At 74.8% G+C, this 10,725-nt stretch carries 10 protein-coding genes and 1 pseudogene; 3 read left to right on the plus strand and 8 right to left on the minus strand.

Going from position 1 to position 10,725, the window contains the following annotated elements:
- Nucleotides 1-11 precede the first annotated feature (11 nt).
- Complete coding sequence (locus AC07A6_RS23925) at nucleotides 12-1,040, plus strand: FHA domain-containing protein (RefSeq protein WP_478778449.1); 1,029 nt, start codon at nucleotides 12-14, stop codon at nucleotides 1,038-1,040.
- Here the strand turns inward: AC07A6_RS23925 and AC07A6_RS23930 are convergent.
- Nucleotides 1,021-2,040, minus strand: a complete 1,020-nt coding sequence (locus AC07A6_RS23930; protein WP_478778450.1) for a methyltransferase domain-containing protein — start codon at nucleotides 2,038-2,040, stop codon at nucleotides 1,021-1,023. The genes AC07A6_RS23925 and AC07A6_RS23930 overlap by 20 nt on opposite strands.
- Nucleotides 2,041-2,148: 108 nt before the next feature.
- Between AC07A6_RS23930 and AC07A6_RS23935 the strand changes: the two genes are divergently transcribed.
- Nucleotides 2,149-2,553 (plus strand): globin, encoded by a 405-nt coding sequence (locus tag AC07A6_RS23935; protein ID WP_362463059.1) that lies wholly within the window; start codon nucleotides 2,149-2,151, stop codon nucleotides 2,551-2,553.
- 449 nt (nucleotides 2,554-3,002) lie between these two features.
- On the opposite strand, the gene AC07A6_RS23940 is transcribed toward AC07A6_RS23935, so the two are convergent.
- The 3 genes from AC07A6_RS23940 to ettA are packed head-to-tail and all read right to left on the minus strand — an operon-like array spanning nucleotide 3,003 to nucleotide 5,881.
- Nucleotides 3,003-3,743 (minus strand): DUF8010 domain-containing protein, encoded by a 741-nt coding sequence (locus tag AC07A6_RS23940; protein ID WP_386273804.1) that lies wholly within the window; start codon nucleotides 3,741-3,743, stop codon nucleotides 3,003-3,005.
- Complete coding sequence (locus AC07A6_RS23945; protein ID WP_362463053.1) at nucleotides 3,740-4,207, minus strand: acyl-CoA thioesterase; 468 nt, start codon at nucleotides 4,205-4,207, stop codon at nucleotides 3,740-3,742. Before AC07A6_RS23945 ends, AC07A6_RS23940 begins: the two co-directional genes overlap by 4 nt.
- A 9-nt stretch (nucleotides 4,208-4,216) precedes the next feature.
- Nucleotides 4,217-5,881 (minus strand): energy-dependent translational throttle protein EttA, encoded by a 1,665-nt coding sequence (gene ettA, locus AC07A6_RS23950; RefSeq protein ID WP_362463050.1) that lies wholly within the window; start codon nucleotides 5,879-5,881, stop codon nucleotides 4,217-4,219.
- A gap of 178 nt (nucleotides 5,882-6,059) precedes the next feature.
- Here ettA and AC07A6_RS23955 point away from each other — a divergent pair, with 178 nt between their 5' ends.
- Nucleotides 6,060-6,635 carry a hypothetical protein gene (locus tag AC07A6_RS23955; protein WP_478778451.1) on the plus strand — a complete coding sequence of 192 codons (576 nt, stop codon included), beginning with the start codon at nucleotides 6,060-6,062 and terminating at the stop codon, nucleotides 6,633-6,635.
- Here AC07A6_RS23955 and AC07A6_RS23960 read toward each other — a convergent pair.
- The 4 genes and pseudogenes from AC07A6_RS23960 to AC07A6_RS23975 all read right to left on the minus strand — a co-directional run.
- The gene (locus AC07A6_RS23960) at nucleotides 6,620-8,101 is read right to left on the minus strand and encodes a phosphatase PAP2 family protein (RefSeq protein ID WP_478778452.1); all 1,482 of its coding nucleotides are present in this window, start codon (nucleotides 8,099-8,101) and stop codon (nucleotides 6,620-6,622) included. The two genes, AC07A6_RS23955 and AC07A6_RS23960, sit on opposite strands and share 16 nt — an antisense overlap.
- Before the next feature lie 32 nt (nucleotides 8,102-8,133).
- Nucleotides 8,134-9,507: a TQXA domain-containing protein gene (locus tag AC07A6_RS23965; RefSeq protein WP_478778453.1), complete on the minus strand. Its 1,374-nt coding sequence runs from the start codon at nucleotides 9,505-9,507 to the stop codon at nucleotides 8,134-8,136.
- A gap of 68 nt (nucleotides 9,508-9,575) precedes the next feature.
- On the minus strand, nucleotides 9,576-9,983 hold the full coding sequence (locus tag AC07A6_RS23970) for a single-stranded DNA-binding protein (RefSeq protein WP_362463038.1): 408 nt from the start codon (nucleotides 9,981-9,983) through the stop codon (nucleotides 9,576-9,578).
- A gap of 99 nt (nucleotides 9,984-10,082) precedes the next feature.
- Nucleotides 10,083-10,725: pseudogene (locus AC07A6_RS23975) on the minus strand (ATP-binding protein); the annotation flags it as partial.

Genomic DNA, 10,725 nt, shown 5'->3' on the forward strand with positions numbered 1-10,725 from the left:
GAAACGCCGCGATGCCGACCTGCCCGAACGGCCACCAGTCCGCCTCCGACGACTGGTGCGAGGTCTGCGGCCTCCGCATGACCGCCCCCGCCGGCGCCGCCTCCGCCGCCCCCTCCTACGGCTACGGCTACCCTCCCACCGGCGGGGAGCCGACCGCCCAGGCCGAACTGTGCCCGCAGTGCCGGACCCCGCGCGAGGCGATGGCCCCCTTCTGCGAGGAGTGCCGGTACAACTTCCTCACCCGCTCCGCGACCCCGTACGCCGACGGGCCCGCACCGGCCGCGGGCCCGGGCGCGTCCGGGCCCGGCACGGGCGCGGTGGCCGCCCCGCCGCCCCCGCCGCCGGCCCCGCCGCAGCCGGTGTTCTCCCAGGACCACTTCGAGTACCAGGGCTCCCGCCCGTCCCGGGTCAACCGGCCGGCCGAGCCGCTGCAGGGCGATGACGACTGGCTGCTCCAGCCTCCCGCGCAGGAGCAGCCCGTCGCGGCGCCGGTGCAGCCGCAGCCCGTGCCGCAGGAGTTCCGGCCGCAGTCCGAGTACCAGCAGTCCGAGTACCAGCAGCCCCGGCCGCCGCTGCCGCCCCAGCCGCCGCAGCCGCAGCCCGAGCCCTTCGCGGCCCCGGAGCGCGGCGGCAGCGCCTCCTGGTCGGCGACGATCGGCCCCGACCGCTCGTACTTCATGGCGATGATGCAGCGCAGCGGTCCCGAGGCCGCCGTGCTCAACCTGCCCGCCTACTCCCCGGAGCTCCACCTCCCGCTCTCCGGCGGGCAGATCACCATCGGCCGCCGCCGCGCCTCCACGGGCGAGTCCCCGGACATCGACCTGTCGGTGCCCCCGGAGGACCCGGGCGTCTCCCACCAGCACGCGGTGCTGGTCCAGCAGCCGGACCTGACCTGGGCCGTGGTCGACCAGAACTCCACCAACGGCACCACCATCAACGGCGGCGAGGACCCCATCCAGCCGTACGTGCCCGTGCCCCTCTCCGACGGCGACCGCGTCCACGTCGGAGCCTGGACCACCATCACGGTCCGCCGCGGCTAGTCCGGGGCGGCGGGGCCTCCTCCCCCAGGGGCCACACGTAGGGCCCCTGGGGATCGTCGAGCCAGGCCCACTGCCCCTCCGGCGTGACCGTGACCCCGAAGCGTTCGCGCGCCGGCCGGCCCTCGCCCCGCCACAGGTCGAGCGCCTCGCGCGGGTGCAGCACGTCCGCGGTCAGGATCAGCAGGAACTGGAAGCGCTCGTTCTCCACCAGTTCGTACGGGATCCCGTGCAGCGGCCCGGTCGCCCCGGGCGGCCCCGGCGCGGCCCCGGCCCCGCGCAGCGGGACGAAGTACGCCGAGGTGTGCAGGAAGCGGCCCTCGGCGAAACCGGCGTCCCGGACGGTCAGCGCGATCAGCCCGGTCGACAGCGGGGCCAGGATCCGCGCCCCCGGCCGGCACTGGCCGAGCCAGGCGGGCGGGATCAGCGGCAGCGTGCAGGTCACGAGGATCCGGTCGAAGGGCGCCCGGGCGGGACAGCCGCGCGCGCCGTCGCCGGTGACCACGGCGGGCCGGTAGCCGAGCCGGGCCAGGTGGGAGCGCGCCGACTCGGTGATCTCCTCGTCCAGGTCCACCGTGGTGACCAGGCCGTCGCCGAGGCGGTGGCAGAGCAGGGCCGCGTTGTAGCCGGTGCCGGCGCCGATCTCCAGCACGTTGTCCCCGTCGCGCACCTGGAGCGCGTCCAGCATCTTCGCCATCAGGGAGGGCTGGCTGCTGGAGGAGACCAGCTCGCCGTCGCGCAGCCGCGTGGCGAGCGGGGCGTCGGTGTAGACCCCGCGCAGCCAGCGGGCCCGGCGCTCGGGGTCCGGGTCCTCGTCCCACAGCCGCTCGTGCCCCGCTCCGCGGCCGGTCCAGAAGTACGGCACGAACAGGTGCCGGGGCACGGCGGCGAAGGCCGCCCGCCAGGCCGGGTCCTCCAGTACGCCCGCGGCGGTGAGTTCCCGTACCTGGGCGGCGTGCGCCGTCTCCCGCAGGTCCTTCTCCGCGGCCTTCGCCGTGCCCATGTCTCCACTGTGCTGCGGGCGGGCCCGGGGTGCGACCTCTCGGCGGGGGCGGGCACCGGTGGTCGTAGGACCGGGGTCCTCCGTCCGGGCGTCTGAGACGATGGTCGGGTGAATGACGACGCGCAGAGCACGGTCCAGGAGACGACCTTCTACGAGCAGGTGGGCGGCGAAGCGACCTTCCGCCGTCTGGTCCACCGCTTCTACCAGGGGGTCGCGGGGGACCCGCTGCTGCGCCCGATGTACCCGGAGGAGGACCTCGGGCCGGCCGAGGAGCGGTTCGCGCTGTTCCTGATGCAGTACTGGGGCGGCCCGACGACGTACAGCGAGCACCGCGGGCACCCGCGCCTGCGCATGCGGCACGCCCCGTTCCAGGTGGACGCGGCCGCGCACGACGCGTGGCTGGCCCACATGCGCGTGGCGGTGGACGAGCTGGGGCTCGCGCCGCAGCACGAGGCGCAGCTGTGGCGGTACCTGACCTACGCGGCCGCCTCGATGATCAACACCGCGGGCTAGTAGACGGCGCGCTGGCCGCGCCCCGTGTGCGCCCCTGCAAGCGGCCGTACGCGGGCCCCCGGACGAGCGCCCGTGCCAGCCCGTACGGGGCACGGGCCGGGGGCTCGCGGTACCCCGCGCACCCTTCCGGGAACCCCTCCGTCGCACCAGCACCGACGGAACTGGAGGTTCCATGTCACAGGACACTGCGGACGCGGTGGACCCTACGCGTACTCGGGCGACGGCGTCGAGTGGCGGGACCGCTTCCAGGAGACGGTCCCGCACCGCGCCTTCGAGTGGTGTTCGAACACGGCGGACACCTCGTCCCGGACGATCCTCATGAACGAGTTCGTCGTGAGCCGTCCGAACCACGTGCACTCGTTCAACCCGTAGCCCGCCACCACGCACGGAACAGGCCCGTCCGCCCCCGGTGACCGGTGGGCGGGCGGGCCTGGGCCGGTACGCGTGCGCTAGACGGGCCGCACCTGGAGGGCGCCCAGGCCGGCGGGGCCGGCGCCGGGACGGCGCAGGGCGACGGAGCCGTACGGGGTGCGCAGCCGCAGCCACCCGCCGGAGACGAGCAGCTCCAGCTGGTCGGGGGCACCGGTGGCGGAGGGGGCCGGCGCGGCCGTCGGGCCGGCCGGGACCGCGGAGCGCACCGGGCGCAGGAAGCCCAGGGACTGGGCGGCGTGCACGGCGCGCAGCGGCAGCTCGGTGTCGCCCAGGGTCCGCGACCAGATCTCCCGGCCGATGCGGTCCCGCTCGGAGCGGGTCCGGTGCTGCGGGGGCAGGGCCTCGTCGCGGGCCCGGAACTCGGCCACGGCGGCGGCCACGGCCGCGCGTACCGCCTCGGCGGCGGGCAGGCCGGGAACCGGACGCCAGCCGCCGCGGGGCGGCAGGACGCCCGCCCAGGGCGGGCCGGTGACGGGTCCGGGCACGGTCACCGCGGCGCCGCTCTCGTCGACGGCCTCCAGCAGCTCGCCCGCGGAGACGGTGACGTCCAGCGGGGTCGCGAGGGGCTCGGCGAGGCGTGCCGCACGGACGGCCAGGACCTCGAAGGAGGGCGGGCGTCCGAAGACGGCGAGCGCGCCGCCGCCCGCCGGCGCCTGCAGGCGTACGGCGGCGGCGCGGTCGTAGTGCACCAGCCGGCCCAGGAAGGCGGCGAGGTCCGCCGCCTCCCCGGAATCGGCGAGGCGCAGCTGTCCGCTCATGCCGCGAGGCGCCCTTCGGCGGCCGCGGGAGCGTTCTCGGGCGTGTCGAGGTACTGCTGGAGGAAGTGCCGTTCCTCGTCGGTGATGCGGCGGGGCCGCCCCTCGGCGAGGTTGTAGGGCACCACGACCGTCTCCGCGCGGACGTAGACGGTCTCCGGGGCGTCCTCGGTCGCCTCGTCCTTGACCTCGTAGCGGATGGTCAGGGACGCGGCGCCTATCCGGGTCACCCAGGACTCGATGAGCACCGGCTCGTGCCGGTGCACGAGGGGGAGCTTGTAGTCGATCTCGTGGCGGGCCACGACGGACCCGCCCGTGAAGGACTCGCTGCCCTCTCCCGGCGCCAGGCGGAACATGAAGTCGATGCGCGCCTCCTCCAGGTAGCGGAGGAAGACGACGTTGTTGACGTGCCCGAAGGCATCCATGTCCGCCCAGCGGAGGGGGCACCGGTAGTGGTGTCTGGCCATGACCGTGACCTAGCCCCGGGTGAGCTTCTTGTAGGTGGCGCGGTGCGGACGGGTGGCGTCCGGGCCGAGCCGCTCGACCTTGTTCTTCTCGTAGGACTCGAAGTTGCCCTCGAACCAGAACCACTTGGACTCGCCCTCGTAGGCGAGGATGTGGGTGGCCACTCGGTCCAGGAACCAGCGGTCGTGGGAGACGACCACGGCCGCACCGGGGAACTCCAGCAGCGCGTTCTCCAGCGAGCCCAGGGTCTCGACGTCGAGGTCGTTGGTGGGCTCGTCGAGGAGCAGCAGGTTGCCGCCCTGCTTGAGGGTGAGCGCGAGGTTCAGGCGGTTGCGCTCACCACCGGAGAGCACGCCGGCCGGCTTCTGCTGGTCCGGGCCCTTGAAGCCGAAGGCGCTGACGTAGGCGCGGGACGGCATCTCGACGTTGCCGACGTTGATGTAGTCCAGCTCGTCCGACACGACCGCCCAGAGGGTCTTCTTGGGGTCGATGTTGGCGCGGCCCTGGTCGACGTACGAGATCTTGACGGTCTCGCCGACCTTGATCTCGCCGGAGTCCGGCTGCTCCAGGCCCTGGATCATCTTGAAGAGCGTGGTCTTGCCGGCGCCGTTCGGGCCGATGATGCCGACGATGCCGTTGCGCGGCAGCGTGAAGGACAGGTCGTCGATGAGGACCTTGTCGCCGAACGCCTTGGAGAGGTTGTTGACCTCGACCACGATCGAGCCCAGGCGCGGGCCCGGCGGGATCTGGATCTCCTCGAAGTCGAGCTTGCGCATCTTGTCGGCCTCGGCCGCCATCTCCTCGTAGCGAGCGAGACGGGCCTTGGACTTCGCCTGGCGGCCCTTGGCGTTGGAGCGGACCCACTCCAGCTCTTCCTTGAGGCGCTTGGCGCGCTTCTCGTCCTTCTTGCCCTCGACCTTGAGGCGCTCGGCCTTCTTCTCCAGGTAGGTGGAGTAGTTGCCCTCGTAGGGGTGGGCGCGGCCGCGGTCGAGCTCGAGGATCCACTCGGCGACGTTGTCGAGGAAGTAGCGGTCGTGGGTGACGGCCACGACGGCGCCCTTGTACTGGGCCAGGTGCTGCTCCAGCCAGTTCACGGACTCGGCGTCGAGGTGGTTGGTGGGCTCGTCGAGGAGCAGCAGGTCGGGGGCCTCCAGCAGCAGCTTGCAGAGGGCCACGCGGCGCTTCTCACCACCGGAGAGGTTGGTGACCGGCCAGTCGCCGGGCGGGCAGCCCAGGGCGTCCATGGCCTGCTCCAGCTGGGCGTCCAGGTCCCACGCGTTGGCGTGGTCCAGGTCGTCCTGGAGCTTGCCCATCTCCTCCATCAGCTCGTCGGTGTAGTTCGTCGCCATTTCCTCGGCGATCGCGTTGAACCGGTTGAGCTTCTGCTTGATCTCGCCGACGCCGTCCTCGACGTTCTCCAGGACGGTCTTGGACTCGTCGAGCTTGGGCTCCTGCATGAGGATGCCGACGGAGTAGCCGGGCGACAGGAAGGCGTCACCGTTGGAAGGCTGCTCGATGCCCGCCATGATCTTCAGGACGGTGGACTTGCCGGCGCCGTTCGGGCCGACCACGCCGATCTTGGCCCCCGGCAGGAAGTTCAGGAAGACGTCGTCGAGGATCACCTTGTCGCCGTGCGCCTTGCGCGTCTTGCGCATGGTGTAGATGAACTCAGCCAAGAGAAACCGTCCGGCAGATCGATGGTGGGCAGATACACCCCATACTGCCGTACGTCCATCCCCCGGGGGAAACCAGTACGGGTCCCCCGGGGCCCCGGCAGGCCCCCGGCCAGGGCAGGATGACCCTGAGTACTACTGGTATTACGAGTACGGGTACGACGCTCCGGGGGGAGTCCTTGTGGACGGCTGGCCGCTGCCGCTGGCGATAGCGCTCATAGGAATGGCGGGCACGCTCTTCGCTCCGCTGCTGACGCAGCGGCTCGTGGGCCGGGTCCAGTCCGAACAGTTCGAGCGGCAGGAACGGATCGCCGAGGGCCAGTGGCGGCGCGAGCAGCAGGCGGCGGAGCTGGACGTCCGCCGGGCCTGCTACGTGGCGGCGATGGCCGGGTACCGGCGCTACCGGATCGAGCTCATGAACTTCCTGTGGCTCGTCCACCGGGCGGACGCCACCCCGGAGGGCATGACAGAGGGCCGGGCCGGGCTGGAGGACGCCCGGCAGGCCATGCACCTGGCGTTCGCGGAGGCGCAGCTGGTCGGCTCCGAGGCGGTCGTGGCCGAGCTGGAGGCGACGGCCGAACGGCTCGCCGGGGCCTTCTACCGGATCCTGCGCCTGTGGGAGGGCGACCCGGAACCGGACGGCTCCTTCGAGGCCGTCAAGGCCGATCTGCTCGGGCTCGGGGACCGGTGGCGGGGGATGCGGGCCGTGATGCGGGCCGACCTCGGGACGGACACAGGGCTTCAGCGGGGGCGGTAGACGGTCAGGGCGTCGGGGAGGGCGTCCAGGGTGAGGGCGGTGGGGGCCTGGGCGTACTCGCCGTCGTAGGCGAGCGGGGTGCCCGGCGGGACGTCCGCGACGCGCAGGCGGCGCAGCCGGGTGGCGACGTGGACGGGGGACCGGCTGAGCGGGCCGGCGAACGCCGCGGCCAGCAGGCGCGGGCCGGGGCGGCCGCCGCCGTGGACGAGCCGCAGGTCGAGCAGGCCCTCGCCGAGGCCGGCCCGGCGGCGGGGTGCGGGACCGGTGCCCTGGTAGGTGCCGTTGCCCGCGAAGAGCAGCCACGCGCTGCGGGGCCGCCCGGCCAGGGTCATCCGTACGGGCCGCTCGGCCCGCAGCACCCGCCAGGCCGCCAGCACCGCGGCCGGCCCGCCCCCGATCCGCGGCGCCCACCGCAGCCGGTGCCGCAGCAGCTCGGGGTAGGCGCCGATGCTGAAGTTGTTCAGGAAGTACCGGACCCCCTGCCCGGCCCCGCCGGCCGGGGTGATGCGGCCCAGGGAGACGCGGACCGCCTGGCCGGCGGCGACGGCGCGGCAGGTGTCCTCCGGGCCGGTGAGGCCGAGGTCCAGCGCGAAGTGGTTGAGGGTGCCGCCGGGGAACACCGCGAGCGGCACCCCGGCCCGCAGGGCGGCGGTCGCGGCGGCGTTGACGGTGCCGTCGCCCCCGTACACCCCGAGCACCCGCGCCCGGGCGGCGGCCGCCGCCATCGCGGCCTCCACCTCCTCCCCCGCGCACTCCACGACCTCCGCCCGCGGCAGCCGCTCGCGCAGGGCGTCGAACCCCGCGCCGCTGGCCGTGCCGGACGCGGTGTTCACCACGACCGTCAGCCCGGCCCCGTCCGGCAGTGCGGGCGCGCCGGCCGCCGGGCGCTCCGCGCCGGGGACGGCCCGCGCCTGCTCGGCACGGCGCACGAGGCCGCGTACGGCGAACCCCGCCGCGATCCCGAGGGCCGCGCCCGCCAGCACGTCGGAGGGGTAGTGCACGCCGGTGTAGACCCGGGAGAAGGCCACCGACGCGGCCACCGGGGCCACCGCGGCCCCCCACCCGGGGGATTCCAGGGCGAGGCCGGCGGTGAAGGCGGCGGCCGAGGCGGAGTGCCCGGACGGGAAGGAGGTGGTCCACGGCGGCACGGCCGGCAGCCGCGCCACGGGCACCCCTTCCAGCAGCGGCCTGGGCCTGCGCACGGACCACTTGCCGACGGTGTTGATGGCCGCCGAGGCCAGCGCCAGCGAGGCGGCGGCGGTCAGCGCCCCCTTGCGGGCCCGGGGCGAGCCGACGACGGTGATCGCCGCGGCGGTCCCGCCCCACAGCACCCCGTGGTTCGCGGCCCGGCCGAGGGCGGGCAGCACCCGCTCGGCCCCGGGCCAGTGCCGCCGTGCCACCAGGTCGAACAGCCGTCGGTCCCAGGCCGCGAGGGTGCCCCGCCAGGTCAGTTTCTGATCAGCCACCTCTCGCCCCTACCCCGGGCCGCCGCCGGGAATCAGCCCTCGCCGTCCTCCCCCTCCAACGGCCGCTTGCGCAGCAGCAGGACGACCATGCCGCCCAGCACCACCAGCCCGACCGCGAGGGAGGCGATGACCGGGGTGGCCGCGGAGCTGCCGCTGGTCGCCAGCCGCTCCTCGTCCGGGGAGTCCGGCCCGGCCGTGGCGGACTCGGTGGCCACGGCGACCTCGGACGCGCCGGCCAGCTGGCCCACGGCGCCGGCCGTGCCCGCCGGGACGGCCGGAGGCCGTGGCCAGACCGCGGAGGCGGTGGCGGCCGCCGCGGACTCGCTGGAGCCGGCCACGATCTGCGCCTCGGCCGGGATCCCGCTGGTGAAGACCCGCCCGACGGGCACCTTCGTGGAGCCGTGCACGGTCACCGAGGCCGTCCCGTCGGGGGTGCCGGCGGGCACCTCGAAGTACAGCCGGCTGCCGTTGCCCGCGGAGGTCACCGGCCGCCCCTCGGAGTCGACCACCCTCACCCCCATGGCGGTGGCGGCCGCGTCGGGGGTGACGGTCACGCTCTGCGCCCCCGTCCGGACGGTGACCGGGCCCAGCCGGGTGCCGACAGCGCCCGTCAGCGGACCGGACGCCTGGCCGGGGTCCAGGCCCAGCGACGCCGGCGGCTCCGGCAGCCGGCCGGCCTCCCGCTGGAGGTAGTCGGCGAGCAGCTCCGCCGCCGGGTCGGCCGCCTCCACCTGCGCACCGTCGGCCAGCCGCCAGATCGCCACCTGGGTCCCGGCGGCCGCGCTCTCCGCGGTCAGCGCCCCGGCCCCGGCCGCCTTCGCCAGCCCGGCCAGGTCGTTGTGCTGGGGGTAGGAGTGCTCCAGGACCCAGCGGATCCGGCCGCCGGCGTCGGTGTTCTGGGCGAGGGGGCTGCCGCCCCAGCCGCTCTCCGTGTACCGGGCCTGGGGCTGCGCGTAGCCCGCGACCCCGACTCCGTACGTCTGGAGCATGCCGCCGCCGTCGACCCGCATCTCGTAGAGCCCGGCGGGGATCTGCCGGACCGAGCCGTCCCCGGCGCGCAGGACCGCCTGCCCGTACGTCTTGAGGCCGTCGAGCACGGCGCTCGCGCCCCCGGCGGTCCGGCCGGCGGCGGCCGGGCCGGAGTCCGCCGCGGCGCGGGCACCGGGCGCGGCGGTGAGGGCCGCGGCCAGCAGGGCCGCCGCCAGTGGCCGGCGTACGGAGCCGCGTACGGCACCTGCGGCGCCGGCGGCCGCACCGGGACCGCCACCGGCTGGAAGCGGAACCTCGGGCCGGACCGGTCCGGCCTCGGGTGGGACGGTGGACGCGGAGGCCGGCCCGCCCGCGGACGCGGTGGACGCCGCGCGGGGCTCGGAGGATGCGGAGGATGCGGGAACAGCAATCGACACAGTTCTCCCCTTCGGGCCGAAGACCAAGGTGCCCGTGAGTACCGGGGAATCCTAGCCGCCTCGAACACTCAGACCACCGCCGCCTTCTGAGGGCCCATCAGTGGGGTGTCCGTCTTGACGACCCTGCGGAAGGCCGCCGTTCCGCGGGTGAGGTCGTGTCCGACGGCGATCGCGTCGATGTCCGCCGAGAACCAGCGGACGCCCTCGCCGTCGGGCGGGTCCTCCCGGACGCGCAGACGCCCGTGCACCACCAGCGGTTCCCCGACCGAGACGGAACTGGCCAGGTTGACCGCCAGCACCCGGCGCGCCCACACGGTGTAGAAGCTGGTGGGGGCGTCCGTCCAGGTCTCCGTGCGCCGGTCGAAGTACCGCGGGGTCACGGCGAAACGGAATCTCGCGGACGGCCCGGTCACCGTCTCCTTGAAGTCGATCTGCGTCGCCACGTGCCCCACCAGCGTCACCAGGGTGTCGTTCATCCCGGCAGCCCTCCCCCGCACTCCGTACCCGTGCGGACCATCCGCACGAGGTACGACCATGCTGGCCCCGGGCTCCGGCAGCCCGCTCCGGCCTGTGGATTACTGGCGGGTTGTGGACAACTTCGTCCCCCCTGCGGCGACCGCCGCGTACTGCTCGCGCACCTCGCGGTAGCGCAGCAGCTCGGCCGCCACCGGTTCCAGCACCCGGGCCCGGCCGCAGCCCGCCGCCGCCTGCCGGAGCCGCCGTTCGGCGTCCTGGCCGTACCTGCGCGCCGGGCCCCGGGCGGCGATCGAGCAGGCCCACTCCACCAGCGGCCCGCCGACGATGCCCGCCACCATGAACAGCACGGGCGGCAGCAGCTTCGGCTCCAGGACCCCGACGATCTGCCCGACCAGCCACAGGCCGCCGAAGATCTGCACCAGCGTCATGGCCGCCTGCGCCAGCACCGCGACCGGCCACCAGGCGGGCCGCGGCGGCTTCGCGCCGGGCACGGCGACGGCCGCGCCCAGGGTGACCGCGAGCTCGTCCAGCGCCTCCGGCAGCCGCTCGGCGCCGCGCACCGCGGTCTCCCGTACGGCCTGCGCCCAGGGGTCGGGCAGCCCGGCGACCGCCTCGTCGGCGACCGTCCGTACGGCCTGCTCCACGCGCTGGCGGGCGGTCACCTCCCCCTCGGGGGGCGCGGGCGGGGGGGGGGGGGGAACACGGCCCCCTCCCCACCCGGAGAAAAGGGGAGAGAGGAAA

This window comes from Streptomyces sp. NPDC044002, assembly GCF_056434525.1.

Coding starts and splice junctions, on each gene's coding strand:
- AC07A6_RS23925 (WP_478778449.1), top strand. CDS start 12: ATGCCGACCTGCCCGAACGGCCACCAGTCCGCCTCCGACGACTGGTGC.
- AC07A6_RS23930 (WP_478778450.1), bottom strand. CDS start 2,040: ATGGGCACGGCGAAGGCCGCGGAGAAGGACCTGCGGGAGACGGCGCAC.
- AC07A6_RS23940 (WP_386273804.1), bottom strand. CDS start 3,743: ATGAGCGGACAGCTGCGCCTCGCCGATTCCGGGGAGGCGGCGGACCTC.
- AC07A6_RS23945 (WP_362463053.1), bottom strand. CDS start 4,207: ATGGCCAGACACCACTACCGGTGCCCCCTCCGCTGGGCGGACATGGAT.
- AC07A6_RS23970 (WP_362463038.1), bottom strand. CDS start 9,983: ATGAACGACACCCTGGTGACGCTGGTGGGGCACGTGGCGACGCAGATC.